Source organism: Pseudomonas sp. GW823-FHT02F05 (genome assembly GCF_058797315.1).
The window spans coordinates 72,911-98,208 of the sequence record NZ_JBXAJM010000014.1 but is presented as its reverse complement, the minus strand read 5'-3'; the positions used below and the strand labels follow the sequence as shown (position 1 = coordinate 98,208).

20 protein-coding genes, 1 tRNA gene and 1 pseudogene are annotated in these 25,298 nt (G+C 59.2%); 16 read left to right on the top strand and 6 right to left on the bottom strand.

Going from position 1 to position 25,298, the window contains the following annotated elements:
• Positions 1-66 precede the first annotated feature (66 nt).
• The 3 genes from pap to AC1RAC_RS17840 all read left to right on the top strand — a co-directional run bounded on the left by pap (position 67) and on the right by AC1RAC_RS17840 (position 4,110).
• Entirely contained in the window at positions 67-1,581 is a 1,515-nt protein-coding gene (gene pap, locus AC1RAC_RS17850; RefSeq protein ID WP_014719262.1) for a polyphosphate:AMP phosphotransferase, read from the top strand.
• Between the two features lie 199 nt (positions 1,582-1,780).
• Positions 1,781-2,965, top strand: a complete 1,185-nt coding sequence (locus AC1RAC_RS17845; protein WP_057977018.1) for a thiolase family protein — start codon at positions 1,781-1,783, stop codon at positions 2,963-2,965.
• Between the two features lie 188 nt (positions 2,966-3,153).
• Positions 3,154-4,110, top strand: a complete 957-nt coding sequence (locus AC1RAC_RS17840) for a DMT family transporter (protein ID WP_492616856.1) — start codon at positions 3,154-3,156, stop codon at positions 4,108-4,110.
• Here the strand turns inward: AC1RAC_RS17840 and AC1RAC_RS17835 are convergent.
• Positions 4,107-5,489: a class II fumarate hydratase gene (locus tag AC1RAC_RS17835; RefSeq protein ID WP_014719259.1), complete on the bottom strand. Its 1,383-nt coding sequence runs from the start codon at positions 5,487-5,489 to the stop codon at positions 4,107-4,109. The genes AC1RAC_RS17840 and AC1RAC_RS17835 overlap by 4 nt on opposite strands.
• Positions 5,490-5,685: 196 nt before the next feature.
• Here AC1RAC_RS17835 and AC1RAC_RS17830 point away from each other — a divergent pair, with 196 nt between their 5' ends.
• From AC1RAC_RS17830 to AC1RAC_RS17800, 7 genes are all read left to right on the top strand, one after another.
• Positions 5,686-6,204 carry a DUF2059 domain-containing protein gene (locus tag AC1RAC_RS17830; protein WP_014719258.1) on the top strand — a complete coding sequence of 173 codons (519 nt, stop codon included), beginning with the start codon at positions 5,686-5,688 and terminating at the stop codon, positions 6,202-6,204.
• A 6-nt stretch (positions 6,205-6,210) separates the two neighbouring features.
• Entirely contained in the window at positions 6,211-6,504 is a 294-nt protein-coding gene (locus AC1RAC_RS17825; RefSeq protein ID WP_072448001.1) for a BolA family protein, read from the top strand.
• 101 nt (positions 6,505-6,605) lie between these two features.
• Positions 6,606-7,547 carry an oxygen-dependent tRNA uridine(34) hydroxylase TrhO gene (gene trhO / locus AC1RAC_RS17820; protein WP_014719256.1) on the top strand — a complete coding sequence of 314 codons (942 nt, stop codon included), beginning with the start codon at positions 6,606-6,608 and terminating at the stop codon, positions 7,545-7,547.
• A 36-nt stretch (positions 7,548-7,583) separates the two neighbouring features.
• The gene (locus tag AC1RAC_RS17815; RefSeq protein ID WP_170949794.1) at positions 7,584-8,186 is read left to right on the top strand and encodes a DsbA family protein; all 603 of its coding nucleotides are present in this window, start codon (positions 7,584-7,586) and stop codon (positions 8,184-8,186) included.
• Positions 8,179-9,981 carry an ABC transporter ATP-binding protein gene (locus AC1RAC_RS17810; protein ID WP_492616855.1) on the top strand — a complete coding sequence of 601 codons (1,803 nt, stop codon included), beginning with the start codon at positions 8,179-8,181 and terminating at the stop codon, positions 9,979-9,981. Before AC1RAC_RS17815 ends, AC1RAC_RS17810 begins: the two co-directional genes overlap by 8 nt.
• A 71-nt stretch (positions 9,982-10,052) precedes the next feature.
• A complete protein-coding gene (locus AC1RAC_RS17805; RefSeq protein ID WP_034126162.1) occupies positions 10,053-12,515 on the top strand; it encodes an EAL domain-containing protein in 2,463 nt (820 codons plus the stop codon).
• 78 nt (positions 12,516-12,593) lie between these two features.
• Positions 12,594-13,367 carry an iron-containing redox enzyme family protein gene (locus AC1RAC_RS17800; protein ID WP_153474739.1) on the top strand — a complete coding sequence of 258 codons (774 nt, stop codon included), beginning with the start codon at positions 12,594-12,596 and terminating at the stop codon, positions 13,365-13,367.
• Between the two features lie 134 nt (positions 13,368-13,501).
• Here the strand turns inward: AC1RAC_RS17800 and AC1RAC_RS17795 are convergent, their stop codons facing one another.
• Positions 13,502-14,428 carry a GGDEF domain-containing protein gene (locus AC1RAC_RS17795; protein ID WP_014719251.1) on the bottom strand — a complete coding sequence of 309 codons (927 nt, stop codon included), beginning with the start codon at positions 14,426-14,428 and terminating at the stop codon, positions 13,502-13,504.
• Positions 14,429-14,840: 412 nt separating this feature from the next.
• On the bottom strand, positions 14,841-15,971 hold the full coding sequence (gene lldD, locus AC1RAC_RS17790; RefSeq protein WP_492616854.1) for an FMN-dependent L-lactate dehydrogenase LldD: 1,131 nt from the start codon (positions 15,969-15,971) through the stop codon (positions 14,841-14,843).
• A 99-nt stretch (positions 15,972-16,070) separates the two neighbouring features.
• Here lldD and AC1RAC_RS17785 point away from each other — a divergent pair, with 99 nt between their 5' ends.
• From AC1RAC_RS17785 to AC1RAC_RS17775, 3 genes and pseudogenes are all read left to right on the top strand, one after another.
• A complete protein-coding gene (locus tag AC1RAC_RS17785) occupies positions 16,071-16,985 on the top strand; it encodes a LysR family transcriptional regulator (RefSeq protein ID WP_236455116.1) in 915 nt (304 codons plus the stop codon).
• 43 nt (positions 16,986-17,028) lie between these two features.
• Positions 17,029-17,104, top strand: a tRNA-Asn gene (locus tag AC1RAC_RS17780).
• Positions 17,105-17,225: 121 nt separating this feature from the next.
• Positions 17,226-17,422: pseudogene (locus tag AC1RAC_RS17775) on the top strand (ParA family protein); the annotation flags it as partial.
• Between the two features lie 134 nt (positions 17,423-17,556).
• Here the strand turns inward: AC1RAC_RS17775 and AC1RAC_RS17770 are convergent.
• A complete protein-coding gene (locus AC1RAC_RS17770) occupies positions 17,557-18,231 on the bottom strand; it encodes a MarC family NAAT transporter (RefSeq protein WP_259038186.1) in 675 nt (224 codons plus the stop codon).
• A 93-nt stretch (positions 18,232-18,324) separates the two neighbouring features.
• Positions 18,325-19,230: a LysR family transcriptional regulator gene (locus tag AC1RAC_RS17765; RefSeq protein WP_200583718.1), complete on the bottom strand. Its 906-nt coding sequence runs from the start codon at positions 19,228-19,230 to the stop codon at positions 18,325-18,327.
• A 92-nt stretch (positions 19,231-19,322) separates the two neighbouring features.
• Between AC1RAC_RS17765 and AC1RAC_RS17760 the strand changes: the two genes are divergently transcribed.
• From AC1RAC_RS17760 to AC1RAC_RS17750, 3 genes are read left to right on the top strand one after another with little or no spacing between them, the layout of a single operon-like run.
• The gene (locus AC1RAC_RS17760; RefSeq protein ID WP_089041985.1) at positions 19,323-21,659 is read left to right on the top strand and encodes a membrane-bound PQQ-dependent dehydrogenase, glucose/quinate/shikimate family; all 2,337 of its coding nucleotides are present in this window, start codon (positions 19,323-19,325) and stop codon (positions 21,657-21,659) included.
• Between the two features lie 39 nt (positions 21,660-21,698).
• Positions 21,699-23,336 carry a hypothetical protein gene (locus AC1RAC_RS17755; RefSeq protein WP_054896307.1) on the top strand — a complete coding sequence of 546 codons (1,638 nt, stop codon included), beginning with the start codon at positions 21,699-21,701 and terminating at the stop codon, positions 23,334-23,336.
• Positions 23,329-24,423 (top strand): HlyD family secretion protein, encoded by a 1,095-nt coding sequence (locus tag AC1RAC_RS17750; protein WP_054922572.1) that lies wholly within the window; start codon positions 23,329-23,331, stop codon positions 24,421-24,423. Before AC1RAC_RS17755 ends, AC1RAC_RS17750 begins: the two co-directional genes overlap by 8 nt.
• A 295-nt stretch (positions 24,424-24,718) precedes the next feature.
• On the opposite strand, the gene AC1RAC_RS17745 is transcribed toward AC1RAC_RS17750, so the two are convergent.
• Positions 24,719-25,288, bottom strand: a complete 570-nt coding sequence (locus AC1RAC_RS17745; protein ID WP_057977043.1) for a type 1 glutamine amidotransferase family protein — start codon at positions 25,286-25,288, stop codon at positions 24,719-24,721.
• Positions 25,289-25,298 lie beyond the last annotated feature (10 nt).

Below are 25,298 nucleotides of genomic sequence, written 5' to 3'. Positions count from 1 at the left end.
TGTATTTCCTTGCGCGTGTCGGGGCCCAATCCGCTAGTCTTGAGCCATCTTGAAACGGAGCTGCCCATGTTCGAATCCGCCGAAATCGGTCACGCCATCGACAAAGACACCTACGACGCCGAAGTGCCGGCCTTGCGTGAAGCCTTGCTGGAAGTTCAGTACGAGCTGCAACAGCAGAAACGCTTCCCGGTGATCATCCTCATCAACGGCATCGAGGGCGCGGGCAAGGGTGAAACCGTCAAGCTGCTCAATGAATGGATGGACCCGCGCCTGATCGAAGTGCGCACCTTCGACCAGCAGACCGACGAAGAACTGGCGCGTCCACCGGCCTGGCGCTACTGGCGGCAACTGCCGGCCAAGGGCCGCATGGGCATTTTCTTCGGCAACTGGTACAGCCAGATGCTGCAAGGCCGCGTGCATGGGCAGATCAAGGATGCGCGCCTGGACCAGGCCATCGCCGGCGCCGAACGTCTGGAAAAGATGCTCTGCGATGAAGGTGCGCTGATCTTCAAGTTCTGGTTCCACCTGTCCAAAAAACAGATGAAGGCGCGCCTCAAGGCCCTGGCCGACGACCCGCTGCACAGCTGGCGCATCAGCCCATTGGACTGGCAGCAGTCCAAGACCTACGACAAGTTCGTGCATTTCGGTGAGCGTGTGCTGCGCCGCACCAGCCGCGATTACGCGCCGTGGCATGTGATCGAAGGCGTCGACCCCCATTACCGTGGGCTGACCGTGGGCAAGATCCTGCTCGATGGGCTGCAAAGTGCCCTGAAGCAGGCCAAGGTCAAGGCCAGCGGCATGAACCCGGCGCCGTTGCTTGCCTCGGTGGACCAAAAGAGCCTGCTCGACAGCCTCGACATGACCCTGCGCCTGGACAAGGACGACTATGAAGAGCAACTGATTACCGAACAGGCGCGCTTCTCTGGCCTGATGCGCGACAAACGCATGCGCAAGCACGCGCTGGTAAGCGTGTTCGAGGGCAACGACGCGGCGGGCAAGGGTGGGGCGATCCGTCGAGTGGCGGCAGCACTGGACCCGCGCCAGTACCACATCGTGCCGATTGCCGCGCCCAGCGAAGACGAACGGGCCCAGCCTTATCTATGGCGGTTCTGGCAGAAAATCCCGGCGCGCGGCATGTTCACCGTGTTTGACCGCTCCTGGTACGGTCGCGTGCTGGTGGAACGCATCGAAGGCTTCTGTACCCCTGCGGACTGGATGCGCGCCTATGGCGAGATCAATGACTTCGAAGAGCAACTGCGCGATGCGGGGGTGATCGTGGTCAAGTTCTGGCTGGCCATCGACAAGGAGACGCAACTGGAGCGCTTCCAGGCTCGTGAAGAAATCCCCTTCAAACGCTTCAAGATCACCGAAGACGACTGGCGCAATCGCGACAAGTGGGACGACTACCGCGCGGCAGTGGGCGATATGGTTGACCGCACCAGCACCGAGGTGGCGCCCTGGACTCTGGTCGAGGCCAACGACAAGCGCTGGGCGCGGGTCAAGGTGCTGCGCACCATCAACCGTGCGCTGGAAGAAGCGTTTGATAAAAGCGACAAGCACGACAAGAAGAAAAAGAAATAGCCTGTAGGAGCGAGCTTGCTCGCGAAAAACGTCAACGATAACGCGTGCTTCCTGAGTGAACGCGGCGCCTATTAGTTTTTCGCGAGCAAGCTCGCTCCTACAGAGGCCCCATGCTTTTGCATCCACGCAGTGAATGATCATCGCGGTCGGCCAGGCCTGGATCTATCCTCGATCCACAACCACAAGATCGAGGTAGACCATGCGTGAAGTAGTGATCGTCGACAGCGTGCGAACCGGCCTGGCCAAATCCTTTCGCGGCAAGTTCAACCAGACCCGCCCCGATGACATGGCGGCCCATTGTGTCAATGCGCTGCTGGCCCGCAACGGTATAGATCCGGCGACGGTGGAAGACTGCATCGTCGGTGCCGGCTCCAACGAAGGCGCCCAGGGCTATAACATCGGGCGTAACGTGGCGGTGCTCTCGCAACTGGGCACCGGTACGGCGGGCATGACCCTCAACCGCTTCTGTTCGTCGGGCTTGCAGGCGATTGCCATTGCCGCCAACCAGATCGCTTCGGGCTGCAGCGACATCATTGTTGCCGGTGGCGTGGAGTCCATCAGCCTGACCATGAAGAGCGTCAACACCGATAACCTGATCAACCCGCTGCTTAAGGAACAGGTGCCGGGCATTTACTTCCCCATGGGCCAGACCGCCGAAATCGTTGCGCGCCGCTATCACGTCAGCCGCGAAGATCAGGACCTTTACGCGCTGCAAAGCCAGCAGCGCACCGCCCAGGCCCAGGCTGATGGCTTGTTCAACGATGAAATCGTGCCGATGGCGGTCAAGTACAAGGTCGAGGACAAGAACACTGGCGCGGTGCAGATCCTGGATGGCGTGGTAGACCGGGACGACTGCAACCGCCCGGACACCACCCTGGCCAGCCTCAGCGGCTTGAAGCCGGTGTTTGCCGAGGATGGCTCGGTGACTGCAGGTAACTCCTCGCAGCTCTCCGACGGTGCGTCGATGACCCTGGTGATGAGCCTGGAAAAAGCTCTGGAACTGGGGCTCAAGCCCAAGGCGTTCTTCCGTGGCTTTACCGTGGCCGGTTGCGAGCCGGACGAGATGGGCATCGGCCCGGTGTTCTCGGTGCCCAAGTTGCTCAAGGCCAAGGGGTTGCAGGTGGCGGATATCGACTTGTGGGAACTCAATGAGGCCTTTGCTTCCCAGTGCCTTTACGCGCGCAATCGCCTGGAGATCGATAATGCCAAATACAACGTCAACGGCGGCTCGATTTCCATCGGCCACCCGTTCGGCATGACCGGCTCGCGGCAGGTGGGGCACCTGGTGCGCGAACTGCAACGGCGCAACCTGCGTTACGGGGTTGTCACCATGTGCGTGGGGGGTGGGATGGGCGCCACCGGACTCTTCGAAGCCGTACGCTGAGTCAGGTTGGAATACGGCCAATGTGGGAGCTGGCTTGCCTGCGATTGCGGTGGGTCAGCGACAGATTGGACACAGATAAATCGCCATCGCAGGCAAGCCAGCCCCCACCTTCAAGACTGTGACGTATCCGAACTCAGTGACTTGCCCCTAGAATGCCTGCTCCACTTCCTCTGGCATCTGGGGCACTCATGCACATCTCTTCCGGCCGCTGGGTCTACGGTTTCTTCCTGACCCTGCTGACCGCGTTTCTGTGGGGCATTCTCCCGATCAAGCTCAAGCAAGTGTTGCAGGTGATGGACCCGATCACCGTGACCTGGTTTCGCCTCATGGTAGCGGGCACGTGCCTGTTCGTTTACCTGGCCGCCACCAAACGCCTGCCCAGCCGCAAAGTGCTTGGCCCCAAGGGTGGGTGGCTGGTGGGCATGGCGGTGTGTGGCCTGGTGGGCAACTACGTGCTGTACCTGGTTGGCCTGAAAATGCTTAGCCCCGGCACGGCGCAGTTGGTGGTGCAGATGGGCCCGATCTTTCTCATGGTTGCCAGTGTGTTTGTGTTCAAGGAGCGCTTCAGTCTGGGGCAGGGGGTGGGGCTGATGGTGCTGATCGCAGGCTTTGGCTTGTTTTTCAACCAACGCCTGGTGGAGTTGCTGACGTCCATGGGTTCTTACACCGCCGGTGTGCTGACGATCCTGCTCGCCACCACCATCTGGGTGTTCTATGCACTGGGGCAGAAGCAGTTGCTGACGGTATGGAATTCATTGCAGGTGATGATGGTGATCTACCTGTCGTGCGCGGTGTTGCTCACGCCTTGGGCGCACCCGCTGGAGGCGTTGCAGTTGAGCCCGTTGCAAGGCTGGCTGCTGCTGGCGTGCTGCATGAATACGCTGGTGGCCTACGGCGCATTTGCCGAAGCCCTGGCGCATTGGGAAGCCTCGCGGGTCAGTGCGACCCTGGCGTTGACGCCGTTGGTGACCTTTGTGGCGGTGGCAGTGGCGGCCTGGCTGTGGCCGGACTATGTGCAAGCCGAAGAGATCAATGCCTTGGGGTATGTGGGGGCTTTGGTGGTGGTGACTGGCTCGGCGATGGTCGCGCTGGCGCCTTCGCTGCTCGCCGGGCTCAGGGCCCGGCGGCTGCGGATGTCGGTTTAAGCGCCGAGCATGTTTTCCGGGCGCACCCACTGGTCAAACTCGGCATCGGTGAGATAGCCCAGCTCCAGTGCAGCCTCACGCAGTGTCAGCCCTTCGGCGTAAGCCTTCTTGGCGATTTCGGCTGACTTGTCGTAGCCGATATGGGGGTTGAGGGCGGTGACCAGCATCAGTCCGCGTTCCAGGTGCTGGGCCATTTGCTCGGCGTCGGGTTCAAGACCGGCAATGCAATGCTCCTGGAAGTTGTTGCAGCCATCGGCCAGCAGGCGGATCGACTCCAGCAGGTTGTGGATGATCACCGGTTTGTACACGTTCAACTGCAAGTGCCCTTGGCTGGCGGCCATGCCGATGGTCACGTCGTTGCCCAGCACCTGGCAGGCCAGCATCGACAGCGCTTCGCATTGTGTGGGGTTGACCTTGCCGGGCATGATCGAACTGCCCGGTTCGTTGGCCGGCAACTTGACTTCGGCCAGCCCGGCGCGAGGGCCCGAACCCAGCAGGCGCAGGTCGTTGGCGATCTTCATCAGCGCCACGGCCAGGGTTTTCAGCGCGCCGTGCAGGGTCACCAGCGGCTCATGGCCGGAGAGGGCGGCGAATTTGTTCGGCGCGGTCACAAAAGGTAAACCCGACAACGCGGCCAGCTCGGAAGCAATCGCCTCGCCAAAGCCATGGGGGGCATTGAGGCCGGTGCCGACGGCGGTGCCGCCCTGGGCCAGCTCGCACACCGCGGGCAGGGCGCTGCGGATCGCACGCTCGGCGTAATCGAGCTGGGCGATAAACGCCGAAAGTTCCTGGCCGAAGGTGATCGGTGTGGCATCCATCATGTGGGTACGGCCGGTCTTGACCAGCTTCATATGCCGCGCGGCCAATTCTGCCAGCCCACCGGACAAGGTGGCGATTGCCGGCAGCAGTTGCTTGTTCACCGCTTGCACCGCAGCAATGCTCATGGCGGTGGGGAAGCAATCGTTGGAACTCTGGGAACGGTTGACGTGATCGTTGGGGTGCACCGGGCTCTTGCCGCCGCGGTTGTTGCCGGCCAGTTCGTTGGCGCGGCCAGCGATCACTTCGTTGGCGTTCATGTTGCTCTGGGTGCCACTGCCGGTCTGCCAGACCACCAGCGGGAACTGGTCGTCATGCTGGCCGTCCAGGACTTCGTCGGCAGCCTGCTCGATCAGGCGGGCAATATCGGCGGGCAAGTCGCCGTTGCGGTCGTTGACCCGCGCCGCAGCCTTCTTGATCAGGGCCAGGGCATGCAATACCGCCAGCGGCATGCGCTGCTCGCCAATCGCGAAATTGACCAGCGAACGTTGGGTTTGCGCGCCCCAATAGGCGTCATCAGGGACCTGTACTTCCCCCAGGCTGTCGGTTTCGATACGGCTCATCGGTCACCCTCCTTATGCAGTCGTGATTGGTCAGTTTAGGCCCTGGCGGCCAGCGTGGGTTCCCTAAAAGCGCATTTGTGCCATCGCGCCCCGTGAAACCGGGGCTTGCCAAGGAGTGGGGTTGAGCCGCGAGGTTTTTTAGGCGCAGAATGGTCGCCCTTGGGGTCTTACCTCGCCTGCTAGAAAAGGAAACTCGATGACTCGTCTTCGTGCCATCTGTACCGCGGTTGCTCTGGTTTGTGCCAGCGGCCAGGTTCTTGCCGATACCGCCAGCCACAACGCCAGTGCCGAAGCCTTCCTTACCCTGGCCCATGCTGACAAGCTGGGGACCCCGGTGTACATGCAAGTGCAGCAAATGTTCGCCCAGCGTTTCGAACAGACCAAGGCGCCTGCCGCCAAGCAGTCGGTACTGGACAGCTACCAGGCCAAGGCCAACGCCGCTCTGGACCAGGCCATCGGCTGGCCGAAGCTCAAGCCTGACATGGTCAAGCTCTACACCACCAACTTCAGCGAATCCGAGCTCAAGGACCTGGTAGCGTTCTACCAGTCGCCACTTGGCAAGAAAGTCCTGGAAAAAATGCCCCAGTTGACCCAGCAATCGGCCCAGATGACCCAGGCCAAGCTGGAAAGCGCCGTACCGGTGGTGAACAAGCTGTTGGAAGACATGACCAACGAGCTGGCGCCAAAAGCCGCCGCACCGGCCAAGAAGAAGTAAGCAGGAATGACCATGCAACAGCGTATCGAAACGGCCCTTGCCGCCCTGGCCCCGGAACACTTGAGCGTGCTGGATGAAAGCCACATGCACAGCCGTGGGTTGCAGACCCACTTCAAGGCCGTGCTGGTCAGCCAGCAGTTCGAGGGGCTCAACCGCGTCAAGCGCCACCAGAAGGTCTACGCCACCCTGGGTGATCTGATGAGCGAATTTCATGCGCTGGCGCTGCATACCTATACGCCCGAAGAATGGGCGACAATCGGCGCAGCCCCGGCCTCGCCGACTTGCGCCGGCGGACATTGACGGGGGAACCCTGATAGAATCCGCAACGCGCCGCTTAGCCGGCGCGTTTTTTTTGCATCCGGTTCACCCCTTACGAGGGTAGCCACCTGGAGAGAACACCCATGACTCAACCGATTGTCGTGGCGGCACTGTACAAGTTCGTCACCCTCGAAGATTACGTCGCCCTGCGCGAGCCCCTGTTGCAGGCGATGGTCGATAACGGCATCAAAGGCACCTTGCTGATCGCCGAAGAAGGCATCAACGGCACCGTTTCCGGCAGCCGCGAAGGCATTGATGGCCTGATGGCCTGGCTCAAGAAAGACCCACGCATGGTCGACATCGACCACAAAGAGTCTTACTGCGACGACCAGCCGTTCTACCGCACCAAGGTCAAACTCAAGAAAGAGATCGTGACCCTGGGTGTCGAAGGCGTGGACCCGAACAAAAAGGTGGGTACCTACGTCGACCCGCAGGATTGGAACGCGCTGATCAGCGACCCGGAAGTGTTGTTGATCGACACCCGTAACGACTACGAAGTGTCCATCGGCACCTTTGAAGGCGCAATCGACCCGAAAACCACCAGTTTTCGAGAATTTCCCGACTACATCAAAGCCAACTTCGACCCGGCCAAGCACAAGAAGGTCGCCATGTTCTGCACTGGCGGCATTCGCTGTGAGAAGGCGTCGAGCTACATGCTCAGCGAAGGCTTCGATGAGGTCTACCACCTCAAGGGCGGTATCCTGAAGTACCTCGAAGAGGTGCCCCAGGAAGAAACCAAATGGCAGGGCGACTGCTTTGTGTTCGACAATCGCGTGACCGTGCGCCACGACTTGAGCGAAGGCGACTACGATCAATGTCATGCCTGCCGCACACCCGTGAGCGTAGAAGACCGCGCCTCCGAGCATTACGTGGCGGGCATCAGTTGCCCCCATTGCTGGGATAAGCTGCCGGAGAAGACCCGTCGCAGTGCGATCGACCGCCAGAAGCAGATCGAACTGGCCAAGGCCCGCAACATGCCGCACCCGATTGGTTACAACTACAAGCAAACCCCTTCCGAGGCCTGAGCCATGTCTGCGCGCCTGCTCTATGTAATGGACCCGATGTGTTCCTGGTGCTGGGGCTTTGCCCCGGTGGCACAAGCGCTGGTGGAGCAGGCCCAGGCGGCCGGCGTGGACGTGCACCTGGTGGTGGGCGGCTTGCGCACCGGCAGCGGCGCGGCGCTGGAGCCGACTACCCGGCGCTACATCCTTGAACACTGGCAGGCCGTCACCGACGCCACCGGCCAGCCTTTCAAGCGTGACGGCGCGCTGCCCGACGGTTTTGTCTACGACACGGAGCCGGCGTGCCGCGCTATCGTCACCGCACGCAGCCTGGCTCCGGATTGCGCCTGGAAGCTGCTGGGGCTGATCCAGCGTGCGTTCTATGTCGAAGGCCGGGACGTGACCCTCGCCCATGTGTTGGTTGAGCTGGCCGAGCAGGCCGGCATTCCACGTATCGAGTTTGCCGGCGAGTTCGACCGTGCCGAGCAGCACGCCGCCACGGCGGCCGATTTCACTTGGGTGCAAGACCTGGGCATTGCCGGGTTCCCGACCCTGCTGGCCGAGCGCAACGGCCAGTTGGCCTTGCTGACCAATGGTTACCAGCCGCTGTCCGAGCTGTCGCCGTTACTGGGTCGATGGCTGGAGCGAGCTGCCTGTGTATGAACAGCCTCCACGCACCGACCGCCTGACCTGGGCAGAAATCCGCCGCCTGGCCCTGCGCCACAAGAAATCCCTGTGGGTTGCCAACGGCGTCGCCGTGCTCGCCACCCTGTGCAGCGTGCCTATCCCGCTGTTGTTGCCGTTGCTGGTGGACGAAGTGCTGCTGGGCCATGGCGATGCCGCCCTCAAGGTGATGAACCACGCGCTGCCCCTGGGTTGGCAAAAAGCCGCTGGCTATATCGGCCTGATGCTCTTGGTCACCCTGGCCCTGCGCTGCGGCGCGCTGGTGTTCAACGTGGTGCAGGCGCGGCTGTTTGCGCGCTTGGCCAAGGACATGGTGTACCGCATCCGCGTGCGCCTGATCGAGCGTCTCAAGCGTATCTCTCTGGGTGAGTACGAAAGCCTGGGCAGCGGTACGGTCACCACTCATCTGGTGACCGACCTGGACACGCTGGACAAATTCGTGGGTGAAACCCTCAGTCGCTTCCTGGTGGCGATGCTGACCCTGGTCGGCACCTCGGCGATCCTGGTGTGGATGCATTGGCAACTGGCGTTGTTGATCCTGTTGTTCAATCCGTTGGTGATCTACGCCACGGTGCAATTGGGCAAGCGCGTCAAGCACCTCAAGAAGCTGGAAAACGACAGTACTTCACGCTTTACCCAGGCGCTGACTGAAACCCTCGATGCCATCCAGGAAGTACGTGCCGGCAACCGCGAAGGCTTTTTCCTCGGGCGGCTGGGCCAGCGTGCTCAGGAAGTGCGTGACTACGCCATTCATTCCCAGTGGAAAACCGACGCGTCGAGCCGCGCCAGTGGCTTGCTGTTCCAGTTCGGTATCGACATCTTCCGCGCCGCGGCCATGCTCACCGTGCTGTTTTCCGACCTGTCCATCGGCCAGATGCTCGCGGTGTTCAGTTACCTGTGGTTCATGATTGGCCCGGTGGAACAACTGCTGAACCTGCAATACGCCTATTACGCGGCGGGCGGCGCGCTGTCGCGCATCAACGAGCTGCTGGCGCGTGCCGATGAGCCGCAATACCCAGGCGGCGCAGACCCGTTCAGCGGGCGCGAGACGGTCGGCATCGAAGTGCGTGGCCTCGACTTTGGCTACGGCGAAGACTTGGTACTCAACCAGTTGAACCTGGCCATCGCACCGGGTGAAAAGGTGGCAATTGTCGGCGCCAGCGGCGGCGGCAAAAGCACCCTGGTGCAACTGTTGCTGGGGCTCTACACGCCGCAGGCCGGCAGCATTCGCTTTGGCACTGCCACCCAGCAGGAGATCGGCCTGGAGACCATCCGCGAGAACGTCGCGGTGGTGCTGCAACACCCTGCGCTGTTCAACGATACCGTGCGCGCCAACTTGACCATGGGCCGCACCCGCACCGATCAAGCCTGCTGGCAGGCGCTGGAAATCGCCCAACTGGATGCTACTGTCAAGGCATTGCCCTTGGGCCTGGACAGCGTGGTCGGGCGTTCGGGCGTGCGCTTTTCCGGTGGCCAGCGGCAACGCCTGGCGATTGCCCGCATGGTGCTCGCCGAGCCTAAAGTGGTGATTCTGGACGAGGCCACGTCTGCATTGGATGCGGCGACCGAGTACAACCTGCACCAGGCACTGGCGCGGTTTCTCAGCGGGCGTACTACACTGATCATCGCTCACCGGCTGTCTGCGGTGAAGCAGGCTGACCGAGTGTTGGTGTTCGATGGCGGGCACATCGCCGAGGATGGCGACCATCAGCAGTTGATTGCCGATGGTGGGTTGTACGCCAAACTGTACGGACACTTGCAACAAGTACGTTGATTTAGCTTAGGCTGTGCTATCGGGAGCGGATTTTCGCGTGCGTATTAAGCTGTGCATGTGTAAGGGACTTCATGAAGCAAAAGCGGACTCTCGGAACGCCACGCCTGTTGGGTATTGTCTGGCCCTTCATCGCCGTCGTGTTGTTCCAGGCATTGTTAGGCTGCGTCAGTCTCTACGTGCTTTCGGCAGTGCGGGGTTATGTGGCGGGCGAAAGCCTGTGGTCCAAGGGCCAGAAGGATGCCATCTACTACCTGACCCTCTACGCCGATAACCGCAACGACGCCACCTACCTCAAATACCAGCAGGCCATTGCCGTGCCCCAGGGTGGGCATGAATTGCGCATTGCCCTGGACCGTCCCAATCCAGACATGGAGGCCGCGCGCCTGGGTATTCTCAAGGGCGGCAACCATCCGGACGACGTTTCCAGCCTGATCTGGCTGTACCTCAACTTCCGCCATTTCAGCTACCTGGAAAAAGCCATTGAGCTGTGGACGGTGGGCGACGGCTATCTGCTGCAGTTGGATGAGCTGGCCCAGGAGATGCACGGCGCCATTACCTCCGGCTACGTCAGCAGTGACGATGTCCATAGCTGGAAGGCGCGCATCACGGCCATCAATGAAGGGGTGACGCCCGCCGCCAAGGCGTTCAGCGATGCCCTGGGCGAAGGTTCGCGGATGATCCTGCGCCTGTTGTTGATCACCAACCTGGCGACGGCCTTGGGCCTGATCGTGTTGGCGCTGCTGCGCACCCACAAGCTGCTGGCCCAGCGTCATGCCTTTGCCGATGCGCTGCAAGCGGAGAAGGAGCGGGCGCAGATTACATTGGAGTCGATTGGCGACGGGGTGATTACCACCGATGTCGACGGGGCCATTGCCTATATGAACCCTGCCGCTGAAGCCTTGACCCACTGGCGCTCGGAGCAGGCCCAGGGCCTGCCGCTGGCGGCGTTGTTCAAGCTTTTGAATGAAAACGCCGAGCCCGACGGATTCACCCTGATTGAGCACATCGTCAAGGGCCAGTTCAGCGGCGGCAGCGAGCATTCCAAGCTGATCCAGCGCCTGGACGGCAGCACGGTCTCGGTCACCCTGGTGGGCGCGCCGATCCGCAGCGCCGGCAAGATCAGCGGTGCGGTCCTGGTGCTGCACGACATGACCCAGGAACGCCAGTACATCGCCAATCTTTCCTGGCAGGCCACCCATGACGCCTTGACCGGCCTGGCCAACCGTCGCGAGTTCGAGTTCCGCCTTGAACAGGTGCTGCAACAGGTCGCGCGCCAGCAAAGTGGGCGACATGCCTTGATGTTCCTCGACCTCGACCAGTTCAAGCTGGTCAATGACACCTGTGGCCACGCGGCAGGCGATGAATTGTTGCGTCACATCTGCGCGCTATTGCAATCAGACTTGCGCGAAGGCGACACCCTGGCTCGGTTGGGCGGCGACGAGTTTGGCATCCTGCTGGAAAACTGCCCGGCGCCGGTGGCGGAAAAAATCGCCGAGAGCCTGCGCCATACCGTGCAAAGCTTGCACTTCGTGTGGAAGGGGCGGCCCTTCATGACCACTGTCAGCATCGGCCTGGTGCATATCTCGCAAACCCCGACCACCCTGGAAACCTCCCTGCGCGCCGCCGACATGGCGTGCTACATGGCCAAGGAAAAGGGGCGCAACCGGGTGCAGGTCTACCACGTCGACGACTCGGAATTGTCCCTGCGGTTTGGCGAGATGGCCTGGGTACAGCGGCTGCATATCGCCCTTGAGGAAGATCGCTTTTGCCTCTACGCCCAGGAGATCGCGCCGTTGGGCCCTACCGACGCTGGCAATGGGCACATCGAAATTCTCCTGCGCCTGCATGACGAAGCGGGGCGGATCATTTTACCCAACAGTTTTATTCCGGCTGCCGAGCGCTACGGTTTGATGACGTCCCTGGACCGTTGGGTAGTGGAAAACGTATTCAAGATTATCGCCCGCTGCATGCATGAACGTCCGGGCCGACCCATGGCCATGTGTGCGATTAATCTGTCAGGCATCACCATTGGCGATGATGACTTTTTGGGTTTTTTACGTCAGAAATTCGATAGTTACAGCATTCCACCGGAAATGATTTGTTTTGAAATAACTGAAACGAGCGCTATAGCCAATTTGGGCAGTGCGATTCGATTTATTAATGAACTCAAAGCGTTAGGGTGCCATTTTTCCCTGGATGACTTTTGCGCCGGAATGTCCTCATTCGCATATTTGAAACATTTACCTGTAGACTTCCTGAAGATCGATGGAAGTTTCGTAAAGGATATGCTGGACGACCCGATTAACCGCGCCATGGTCGAGGTGATCAACCACATCGGCCACGTCATGGGTAAGCGCACGATTGCCGAGTTTGTTGAAACACCCCAGATCGAACAGGCTTTACTTGAGATAGGTGTGGATTACGCTCAGGGCTACCTGATTGAACGCCCGCAATTGTTTACCTTTGATAGCCTGCAGTGCCGACCTGAGCGGCCGCAGCCTCTGTTATTCAAGGCGCCCGGCACTTTCCGCTGAAACATTTGCTGGTCTGTACAATCACACTTGAAAAGGAGCCCCACAGTGATCGACACATTCAACAGAACCGGCCCGCTTATGGAAGCCTCGAGTTACCCCGCCTGGGCGCAGCAACTGATCCAGGACTGTAGCGAGAGCAAGCGTCGGGTTGTCGAGCACGAACTGTACCAGCGCATGCGCGACAACGCCCTCAGCGCCAAGACCATGCGCCACTACCTGATTGGTGGTTGGCCGGTGGTGGAACAGTTTGCCTTGTACATGGCGCAGAACCTGACCAAGACCAAGTTTGCCCGCCATCCTGGGGAGGATATGGCGCGCCGTTGGCTGATGCGCAACATTCGCGTGGAGCTCAACCATGCCGACTATTGGGTCAATTGGGCGCGGGCTCACGGCGTCAGCCTTGAAGAACTCCAAGCGCAGGAGGTGCCGCCCGAGTTGCACGCCCTGAGTCATTGGTGCTGGCACACCAGCTCGGCGGATGCGTTGATCGTCGCGATTGCCGCCACCAACTACGCGATCGAGGGGGCGACGGGGGAGTGGTCCGCCGTGGTCTGCTCTACCGGTGTGTATGCTGCCGCCTTCCCTGAGGAAGATCGCAAGCGGGCGATGAAGTGGCTGAAGATGCACGCCCAATACGACGATGCCCACCCTTGGGAAGCCCTGGAAATCATCTGCACACTGGCCGGGACCAACCCGAGCAAGGCCTTGCAGGAAGAGTTGCGCCAGGCGGTGTGCAAGAGCTACGACTACATGCACTTGTTCCTGGAAAGCTGCATGCGTCTAGAGAATGCGGAAAAAGACAAGGCGCCAGCCGTTCGCGAGCGCCCTGTGCGCATCGCCAGCGAGGCGTGATGTAACGGTTCGGATGGTATTTGTGGCGAGGGAGCTTGCTCCCGTTGGACTGCGTAGCAGGCTCATTCTTTTTAAATAAAGAACGGTGCCGCTTCGCGCCCCAGCGAGAGCAAGCTCCCTCGCCACAACTGGCCTTATCCCGCCATCGCCAAGCGGTTGCGACCTTCGCGTTTGGCTACATACAACGCATTGTCGGCACGGCGCAGCAGGCTTTCAGCCGACTCGGCCGCCAGCAGCGTAGAACAGCCGAGGCTCACGGTCAGTTCGATTCGCGTGCCCTCCACCCAGTAGTCCTGGGCTTGCGCCGCCTGGCGCAGGCGTTCTCCCACCATTCTCGCGGCATCGCGACCGGTGTTGGAGAGCAGGATCAGAAACTCTTCCCCGCCAAACCGAAACACCATGTCCACGTTGCGCAGCTGGCGTTTGATCGCCCCGGCTACAGCGCGCAGTACGCTGTCGCCCGCAGCATGCCCATGGGTGTCGTTGATTTTCTTGAAGTGGTCGATGTCCAGCATTAACAAAGAGAGCGGGTGCAAATGCCGGCGTGCCATGTCGATTTCTCGCTGCAGCGTCTGGTCCATGGCCACACGGTTGCCGGTTTCGGTCAACGGGTCACGCAGGGCGCTGCGGGTGGCGGCGCGGTAGAGCAGAGCGTTGCGCATCGGATAAAGCAGGGTCACCAGCAGGAGTTCGAGTTGGCTCAGTTCTTCTTCAAGCAACCGCTGGTTGCGACGAAAGACCAGTTCCCCCAGGTGTTCCCCTTCATGGCTCAGGGTGTAGCTGACGGAGTGATGACCCCGGTGGCCAAACTCCAGGCGCAGGTCGCTGGCGGCGTGACGGTATTGCAACGCGTCCAGCGGAACCAGGCGCTGAACCTCACGAAAGAACAGGCCCAGGATGCGCTCCGGCTCCAGGCTGGTCTGCAACTGCTGGTTCAGTTGCTGGCGAAGTTCGGCGAGGGTGGCGGGGCGGCGTGGGCGCAAGGATGGCTGGCCAAATCCCAGGCGTTGCAATTTGGCACTGTCAAAGTCAATTGCGTTGGTCTGGGTGGGGGTTTTCATAAGCGCGTGGCCTCTAAGCACTGGGCTGTCTTACAGGCGGGATGAGGGTGGCGAGTGCCAAGCGTCTTACTGATCCTTCAGTTCCGTAAAACATTGGAAACAGTTTAAACCGCTTTTCATTGGGTTATAACCCCATGGCCCTGCCGCACGTCTTGTCATCGCCGAACCTGCTTGAACAGTACTAGAGCGAGATTCATGCCAAGTGTATCTAGTTGGTAAAAATCCTTATAAATCAATTAACTAATTTTTAAGTAAGAAAAGTCCGTTAAAGCATGGCGCCAGTTATTTGGCTGATTTGGGCCAGCGTTGCCGCCGGCCCGGTTGACGTAACTGTTTCGGTGGGGCGAGTTGCTTGTCGCAAATAAACAACGCTTCGGTTATTCGTGAACAAAGTACACCGCACCCATCACCACTAGACCAGGGTGGTACGGTCGATTTGCGCGATGGAGGTGACCCCGGTCAGGGTCATGGCCACGCGCATTTCCTTGGCGAAGATGTCCAGCAGATTCTCAACCCCTTGCTGGCCCTCGGCGGCCAGCGCGTAGGCGGTGGCGCGCCCCAGCAGGCACGCCTTGGCGCCCAGGGCGAGCATGCGCACCACATCGAGCCCGGAGCGAATGCCGGAGTCCACCAGCACGGTCAAGTCATCGCCCACCGCTTCGGCAATCGGCGGCAACGCCTTGGCCGTGGAGAGCACCCCGTCGAGCTGGCGGCCGCCATGGTTGGAGACCACGATGCCGTCGGCCCCGAAACTCACCGCGTCCTTGGCGTCCTGCGGGTCGAGGATGCCCTTGATGATCATCGGGCCTTTCCAGAACTCGCGGATCCACTCCAGGTCTTTCCAACTGATGGATGGGTCGAAGTTGTTGGCCAGCCAGCCAATGTAGTCCTCCAGGTGGGTGGGTTTGCCCAGGTATTTGGAAATATTGCCCAGGTCGTGAGGGCGGCCCATCAAGCCCACGTCGAAGGCCCACTGCGGCTTGGTCACCGCCTGCAACATGCGTCGCTGCGCTGCGTAGGGGCCAGACATGCCCGAGTGCGCATCGCGGTAGCGTGCGCCGGGTGTGGGCATATCCACCGTGAACACCAGGGTGGTCACGCCAGCTGCCTGCGCCCGCTCCAGAGCGTTGCGCATGAAGCCGCGATCCTTGAGCACATACAGCTGGAACCAGATCGACTGCGGGCTTTGCGAGGCCACTTCCTCAATCGAACACACCGACACTGTCGACAGGCAAAAAGGGATGTTTTTGTTGGCCGCCGCCTTGGCTGCTTGCACTTCACCGCGTCGCGCATACATGCCGGTCAGCCCGACCGGGCTGAGGATCACCGGCATCGCCAGTTCGGTGCCGAACAGCTGGGTGGTGAGGCTCAGGTCGTCGACATTGCGCAGGATGCGTTGGCGCAGGCTGATCTCGGCCAGGTCCGAACTGTTGGCGCGCAGTGTGTGCTCGGCGTAGGCACCGCCGTCGATGTAATCGAACAGAAAGCGCGGCAACTTGCGCTTGGCCGCAGCGCGGTAATCGGAAGCGGACGAGATGATCATCAACAGTGTCTCCCTGGGCAAAGTGCTACACCCTAAGCAAAGTTATGCCATGATGAAAACAACTTTTATCACTGTCATCCAGTCACTAAAGGAATACTGATGAACCTGCGAACCTTGCGTGCGTTTGTCGAAGTGGTGCGCCAGGGCGGGTTCTCCCAGGCGGCGGAAGTGGTTGCCCTGACCCAGTCCACCGTGAGCAAAGCGGTCAAGACCCTTGAGGACGAACTGGGCATGCCGTTGCTCAATCGTCTCGGCCACAGGAATGAACTCACCGCCGCTGGCGAAATTGCCTACCGCCGCGCCTTGGTGATGCTCGCCGAACGCACCGACTTGATGGCTGAAATCAACGACCTGCGCGGCCTCCAGCGCGGCGTGCTGCGCATCGGCCTGCCGCCGGTAGGGTGCGGCGTGTTGTTTGCGGCGATGTTCGCCACTTACCGCAGCCGTTACCCGGGCATCGACATCGAACTGACCGAGTACGGCAGTAAAAGGCTGCGCGAATGCCTGGAAGCAGGGGAGGTGGACCTCGCCGCCTTGCTGCTGCCGGTTGATGAAGGTTTTGACTACCAACCGGTGCGCAACGAGCCATTGATCGCCGTATTGCCCATGGGTCACCCACTGGCCCAGCGCGAGCGCATCGACTTCACCGACCTGGCCGACTCACCCTTCATCCTGTTCGAGGCCGGCTTTGCCCTCAATGCCAAGATCCTCAGCGCCTGTGAACGCAAAGGCGTGACCCCCAAAGTCACCGCCCGCAGCGGGCAAATAGACTTTATCGTCGACCTGGTCACCGCAGGGCTGGGCGTTGCCTTCCTGCCTAGGATGCTGGCGCACAAACACCAACATCCCGGCATCGCCTTGATCCCTCTGGACGAGCCTCATACCGATTGGCACATCGCCCTGGCCTGGCGCGCGAGCGCCCACTTGCCGCCAGCGGCAAGGGCCTGGCTGGATTTGGCCAAGGAACCGCCGTATTCAAGCGAGCAGGGGGACGATTTTGCGGAAAATTTCTGAGGACGCTTGACTTCTTCTTTTTAATCAGTAACATACGGCGCATTCCGCGATAGCTCAGTTGGTAGAGCAAATGACTGTTAATCATTGGGTCCCTGGTTCGAGTCCAGGTCGTGGAGCCAGATAGAGAAAAGCCTGTAGAGATACAGGCTTTTTTTTGCTTGGGATTTGACCCAGCAATCCAAACGCTTAGCGCGGTTCCCATGATGCCATCTCTAATCCTTCGATTCAGAGGTAAGGCCAATGAAAGTCGCTGCAGTCGTTTCAACCAAAGGCGGGCCGGGGAAAACCGCGGTTGGCGCCAATCTAGGCGCGTTCTGCGCCGACGCGTGTCATTGGACCTTACTGATCGATCTCGATCCCAGCCGTCACTGTCCTTGTTCTATACGCTAATGCGTGAGGCGCCGGGCGGGACCTACCAACTGATCGTTAATAATGAAATGCCTCCGCGGAGCGCTTTCTTCTGTCGGTAATGAGGTGAAGCGCCGAGCCAGGCATTTGATAAAATTGCTAGCGAATGTGGCCGCGGAAGTATCAACGGCCTTTAATAATTCACTATTATGAAAAACTATGATCAGTGCATAGGTGTAGACGCTAACTCAAAACCACCATTGATAACGAACTGAACGCCCATGCAAACCAGTAGAAAACCAACGACTCGGGAAATTGCATCGATTCCTGACTCACCAAGCACTTTCATGATTCGCCCCGAACATCGTAAAGCTATCCAGAAAATAAGCGCAGTAATGATGAATACGGTTGCGGCTGCAAGGTGAATGACGAGTGGCAGGGTCTGGTAGGTCGACTGCAGGGTAGAGGCGGAGCTGATAAGCAACGCTATCGTGCCGGGGCCTGCTGCACCAGGAAGAGCTAAAGGTACGAATGACAGATCGCGGAAATGTGGGGTTGCTTTCTCTTTCTCTGAAAGGAAATCTTTCTGAACCTCCGTTTCGTCAGGTGTCGTTGCTGGAAAAAGCATGGCGAAACCGATGTAGGTAACGATCAGGCCTCCGGCTATTCTCAAACCGGGTACAGATATTCCGAATACCTGCATTACCAGGCTGCCCCCGTAGAAGCTGACAAACATAATCAGAGCTACATACAAGCTTGCCTTCAGGATTTGCCGGTTACGCTCTATTGTAGGCAGCTTTCCTCCAAGACCTAGTAAAAGGGAGATGCTAGTTAGAGGATTGGCCATAGGAAGCAGGGCTAATAGTCCAATAAGAACATGATGAAAGTAATTACCCATAGTGTTTTTACTCGGTTATGCAACGAATAGGAGGCTATAAGATTATTAAGGTCGTACGTCATCTGCCCTAACGAGCCGATATCAAGTCAGGGCTCAATCGGGAAAGTATTTTTTTGCCTCTTCCGTGGTATAGCGCAGAAAGATCTGCACCGCCTGCGGAATCAAGCGCCGTGACAGTAGAAAAGCATACAGCGACATGTTCTGGAGGGTATAGCCAGGTAAAACACGTACCAGTTTGCCGCTCTCTACGGCCTCATTGGCGCTGGGCAAATTGAACTGCGCGATGCCAAGTCCGCGCAGAGTAAGGTCCATGCGCGCATCGTTCGGTGTGGCAAGCAGGATAGCTTGCACCGGCGTCAGGTGTTTATGTCCTTGGGGGTCGATCAGCTCCCACTCGGGTTCTCCCTGACGCCCAAGGCAGGGCCATTGCAGGAGATCGTCCGGTACACGCGGAGGTTTCCTGCCGGCCAGTAACAGGGGAGAAGCGAATAACCCTTGTGGCATTGAACAGATTGGCCGAGCAACCAGCGACTTGTTAATCACTTCGGCGCGGCGATGACTGAAGTAGACATCCACTGGCTCTTCAATGGGGTTTGGCACGCGTGTGCTGGCCTCCACTTCAAAATGAATTTCGTGCTGTTCTTCCAGCATTCGAGCGATAGCCGGGTTGATAAACCAGTGCACAACCTCGGGCGATCCGACGACCCGGATGCGTCCTCTAATTTTTCCATCATCCGACTTGATCGCGCTTTCGACCTCTTGAAGGCCTTCGAACAAGGGCGCGATTTCGCTATAGAGCCGCTCGCCCGGGTCCGTCAATCGCATAGAGGGCATCCGATTGAACAAGCGCAGACCCAGGTGCTCCTCCAGCCGGGTCACGGCGCGACTGATGCTTGAAGTGTTCTGCCCAAGCCGTTCAGCCGCACGGCTGAAGTTCAATGTTTGCGCGGCAACGAGGAAGGTGTGGTATTCGCTCCACATGGCGTTGCTTTTATGCAATGTATAGTTGCTCCATATGGCATGGCTAAAATTAATAGACTAACACTATCATCACCAAGTCTGAGAGCCATTTAGCGTATAGGAGTTCAACTGTGACCTCGATAAATCGTATTTTTGCCAGCCTAGTTGCCTTGATGGGGCTGGGGCTATTGTTAGGTGGAGCTTACCTCTTAACCCTTGGCGGATCGTTTTATTACGTGCTGGCCGGATGGGCCTATCTGAGCGCTGGCGTCATGCTTTGGCGTAGGCAAGTTTGTGGAGTATGGCTGCTGGTAGCGGTTGCCGTGCTGAGTGTTCCATGGGCGCTCTGGGAGTCAGGCACGTTCTATTGGGCGCTGTTTCCACGCCTGCTCGTACCGGCAGCGTTGGCGAGCATCGGCTTGCTCCTGTTATCCACTTGGTCGCCTGCGGACTCCCGGCGTCGGATACGCGGCCTGGGTGTACTAGCGTTATTAGGGACGGCTGTGTTCTTTGGGTTTGCCTTTACTCCACATGGTGTCGTCTCGCCTGTCTCGGGCACACCTTTTACTGCAGCAGCCACAAACACCACGCCTTCAAATTGGTCCGCATATGGCCGAACCACTGCGGGTACGCGCTACGCGCCCTTTACGCAGATCAACCGTGACAACGTTCAGGACCTGAAAGTGGCCTGGACCTATCGTACCGGCGCGAAGATCCAGTTGGACAAGGGCGCCGTGGATTCGAACACCCCATTGCAAATTGAAGATACGTTGTTCACTTGCACACCCGATGATCGCATTGCTGCCATCGATGCAGATACGGGGGTAGAACGTTGGAAATTCGATACCCATAGTGCATCTCCTATCTGGAACCGTTGCCGCGGCCTGGGTTACTACAAGCTCAAGGAGGCGCCGGCTGATGGCGTCTGTGCGGAACGAATCGTCAATTCCACCATCGATGCGCGCCTGATCGAACTAGATTCCAAGACCGGCAAGCAGTGCCCAGGTTTTGGCAGCGACGGCGTCGTCGACCTGAAGCAGGGCATGGGCGACGTTAAGCCTGGGTTCTACTTTCAGACCTCCGCGCCGCTGGTGGCGCGCGACTACATTATTATCAGTGGCTGGGTAGTTGATAACTACAGTCGCGGTGAGCCGTCAGGCGTGATCCGCGCCTTTGATGCCCGCACCGGCGCACTGGCATGGGCGTGGGACCTGGGCAACCCGGACATAACCGGCTTGCCACCGGCGGGGCAGACCTACACGCCCGGCACGCCCAACATGTGGACCGCCGCTGCCTATGACGACCAGTTGGGTCTTATCTATGCGCCGCTGGGAAATGCCACGCCGGACTTTTTCGGCATGGAGCGACCACCGCACTCGGATGAATACAACTCTTCCCTTGTCGCCCTCGATATCATGACGGGCCGCCCGAAATGGAAATTCCAGACCGTCCATCACGACATCTGGGACTACGACTTGCCTTCTCAACCCGCGCTGGTCGATTTGCCTGACGGCCAAGGCGGAACCATCCCTGGGGTATTGCAAACCACCAAGCGTGGCCAGCTTTTCCTGCTAAATCGCGCTACCGGGGAGCCGATTGCGGACGTCGTCGAAAAGCCCGTGCCTACGGCCGGTGCGGTACCTGAAGAAAAGCTTTCGCCTACACAGCCTTATTCGGTAGGGATGCCGACTATCGGTGCCGAACACCTCACCGAGAAGAAGATGTGGGGTGCAACCATGTTCGACCAACTCATGTGCCGCATCATGTTCAAACAACTGCGCTACGAGGGGGACTTCACGCCGATCGGTCTGACCAAGGCGCTGGATCAGCCCGGCAATATCGGAGGATTCAACTGGGGTAGCGTCTCCTACGACCCCGTTAATCATCTGGCTTACATGAACGATATCCGGGTGCCAAACATCTTTTGGTTGATGCCTCGTGATGAATTCAATACTTGGACAAAATCCCACCAGATCGAGGTGAGTGGACATGGGCCGTCACCGCAGTTGAAAACACCTTACGGTCAAGCCATTTATATCTGGATGTCATCCCTAGGGGTTCCGTGCAACCAGCCACCCTATGGGACCGTCACGGCGGTCGATCTGAATACGCACAAGGTGGCCTGGCAAGTGCCCGCTGGCACCACAGAGCAATTGGGGCCACTGGGTATCGCATCACACCTGCCTATGCCCATGGGCATGCCAACCTATGCAGGAACGATGACCACAGCAGGCGGCCTCGTATTCTTTGCGGGTTATCAGGACTACTACATCCGGGCATACGACGGGCAAAGTGGCAAACTCGTCTGGGAGCATGAATTACCGGTCGGCGCCAGCGCCACGCCGATTTCCTACGTCTCGCCGACGACGGGCAAACAGTACGTTGTCATTTCCGTAGGCGGGGCAGCGCATTCTCCCGACACCGGTGACTATGTAATGGCCTTCAGCCTTCCGACATCCCAACCGTGAAGCGTCTGCAGCGACAGCAAAAGAAGGCGTTACCTGCACATGGCCAGCGCTGAATACGTGTTCAAAGCTGACGAGAAACCGGCGATGGCGGGCAGTCCTTATAAGCCCAAGCTGTCGCCGGCCAGGCGTGCCATCTATTTTGTCGTAGGCTTATTCCTCGGAACCTGCACGACGCTGTGCAACGGCCTGGTGGCGAGCAATCTAGGCGTAATCTCTGGCTCTATTGGCGAGTACACGGCTCAGGTCTCATGGTTGGTGGCAGTTTTTTTGGCGATCAATGCCAGCGCCAACCTGACCTTGGTCAAGGCCCGGATGCAGTTCGGAATCCCTTTGGTTACGGCAAGCATTGTCGGTACCTACATCGCTGCCTGCGTGCTGCAGTTACTGTGGCCCACTCTGACAACTGCGGTCATTGCCACGGCGATCAACGGCTTGATGTGCGCGACGTTGATCGCCTTGAGTACCTATTATCTGATGCAGGCCCTAGCCCCATCGGCCCAGCCGATGGCCCTGATTATCAGCGTAGGGCTTACCCAGATAGGATCGCCGGTGGCGCGCATGATTCCCGTGGAATTTCTCGCCTCGGAACATTGGCTGGGGCTGCACTTGTTGAATCTGGGCATTGGTATGGCGGTGTTGGGTGTGACGTTGGCGGTGCCTTTGCCACGCAGTGATAGGGCCAGCGTGTTTTCTGCCTCGGACGCAGTGGTGATTGTATTGCTGGTTTCATCCTTCCTGCTGTTTGCCGGTGTGCTTGGCCTCGGCCGGAGCTATTGGTGGACCGACGCGCCCTTTCTCGGCTGGATGCTGGTGGCGGCTATCTCGTTGCTGGTGACGGTGGTGTTCATTGAACGACGTCGGCGTCAGCCGCTGTTGCAATTGGAATGGCTGGGCAGTTTCGACTTGATGCGTTTTGTTGCGATTGCGCTGCTGGTTCGGCTATCGCTGGCCGAGCAGACTTTCGGCTCGGTAGGTTTGCTATCAATGGGCGGGCTCAATAACGATCAGTTGCGTGTCCTGTTTGCGTGCGTACTGGTGTCGATGCTGATGGGGATCGTCGTCGCTTGCCTGACGTTGTCGCCCAAACGTATCCCCTGGCAGGTCATGGTCGCGGCGTTGTTTATCGCAACGGGAGCGTATCTGGACTCGCAATCCACCAGCCTCACGCGTGCGCCGCAACTGTACCTGAGCCAGTGTTTGATTGGGTTCGGTGCGACGCTGTTCATCGGGCCTGCCTTGATCTTTGGCTTTCTCAAACTGTTCGCGAAGGGACCTCAGTACATGATCACGCTCGTGGTCCTGTACGGGGCGAGCCAGAGTATCGGCAGCCTGGCAGGGTCGGCTGTAATGGGCAGCTACGAGTTCATCAGAACCCAGTCCCATATCGCTAGCCTGGCGGACAGTACGCCGATCACCAATCCTCTTGTCGTAGCGCGCCTCGGCATTGGCGAGGCGTTGCTTTCGAGTCATATAGCCGACCCGGAACAGCGTCAGAAACAGGGCAGCAAGCTGCTAGGACAAGCGTTGCAGCAACAGGCTAGCGTACTGGCATTCAATGACGTCTTTCGCATCGTGTCAGTGCTGGCTTTTGGCACCGCGATGTATGTGTTTTATCTGCAGATGTCGGCTTTTTTCCTCTCGCGCATCCGTCGCGAGCCTGAGAACGTAAATGACTGATTCCATGACTGCTCCATCGGATGTTGAACACACTGCTTCTCATTGGTCGCCCCCGCCCCGTGGCCGTTTGCAAGGCATCATCATGGTGCTGGCTGCGATTGGCGTTATTACGATCGTCCTGTACATCTGGAAGTTGCCGCCTTTTGACGCAGGTCTGCAACAGACAGATAACGCCTATGTGAGGGGGAGAACCACGGTGATTGCCCCTCAGGTCAGCGGCTATATCGTCCAGGTGGCCGGGCAAGATTTCGCGCAGGTCAAGCGAGGCGAGGTCCTTGTGCGTATTGACGATGAGGTCTATCAGGCGCAGGTAGATGAGGCGACGGCCAATCTTGGCGTCGCCAATGCCGACCTCTCCAACAACCAGCAGGCGCACGCTGCTCGCATGGCGGGCATCGAGAGTCAAGTTGCAGCTATGGCCAGTGCGCAGGCGCGCTTATTGCGTGCCCGCGCTGACATGCAGCGCGCAAACGCGTTGGTCATGGATGGCGCCATTTCTACGCGCGAGCGCGACCAGGCACGAGCCGATTTCAGTCAAGCCCAGGCCGAGGTACAGCAGGCGGGTGCGCAAGAGTCGATTGCTCGGGAGGAGTTGCGTACCGTGGATGTCGGCCGTGAAGGTCTGGAAGCCCAGGTGCGGGTGGCACAGGCAAAACTGCGTGCGGCTCAGATTGATCTTAATCACACGGTCATCCAGGCGCCGGAGGATGGCGTGCTCGGAGAAGTGGGCGTGCGGTTGGGCCAATTCGTGACCCACGGTACACAATTGATGTCGGTAGTGCCCGCTGATCACTGGATAGTCGCGAACTACAAGGAGGCGCAGACTAAGGCTATTGCGCCCGGGCAGATCGCGACGCTCAGGATTGATGCGTTAGGAGGGGCGACGCTAAAGGGGCATGTCGAGCGGCTCTCACCAGCGACGGGCTCGGAATTCGCGGTGCTCAAGCCGGACAATGCAACGGGCAATTTCGTCAAGGTACCGCAGCGTATCGGGGTGCGCATATCTGTTGATCCGGACCAGCCTTTCGAGTCTTCGCTGCGCCCGGGCATGTCGGTTGAGGTCGATGTCGATACGCTTCATCGGTGAGGAGGCGGCTATCAGCATTCAGTTGCTGTTGAGAGTCCCAGGACCCCTCCGTGAATTTCCCTGACTTCTTACGAGCTGAAAGCATCAGCGCTTTTTGAGCATCATTGAGTTCGCGGAACCGGGCGATTTTGTTGACCTCGTCAGGCGGTATGTTCATACATATCCACCACTCAATCATGTTCAGCATCGGTTCTGCCGCTTTGAGTATTGGAGGGGCGGTTCAACGGTGAAGCGCGCTACGGCCCGGTAACAGGCCGCAGCGCCGAGGTGAGGGGGAGAGACAGAGGGAAGGGGTTCAGCCGTGAATATGTTCAGCCGCATGCATGGCCAGGTAGGCATCCAGCTTCTTGTCTTTCAAACCCAAGGTGTCGAGAATTTGGGCCATGAAACTGACCGGCGCGCTGCCAGGAGCCGTGACCACTCCCTGGTCGGCAACGGCGTACGGTACGTCTTGGTAATAATCTGCTCCGCGATAATGCACCTGCTTGAGGTTGTCAGCGGAGTTGGAGGTGTGCTGCAAGTGATCCAGCACTCCAGCCTTGGCCAGTACGCGGGTACCGTCACAGATTCCCGCCACGACGATGTTCCTGGCGTGAGCCTCACGGACCAGCGCCTCGATGGCGGGGGCGTTGTCTGTTCTCCAGATCGGGCCTCCCGGCACAATCAGCAAGTCGACATCGTCCAGCCGAATGGCCTCGATGGCCAGGTCGGGAATGATGGTCATGCCACCGGATGATGTCACTTGCTTGCCACCGGGAGCGGCAAAAAAAGTCTCGAAGCCATAGTAGGCACGGCCCGTGGAATTGATCAGCGCGGGCTCCCAGTCAGAAAAATTCTCGGTGAGGATAGTAACGGCACGTACCATTTGAGTGTCC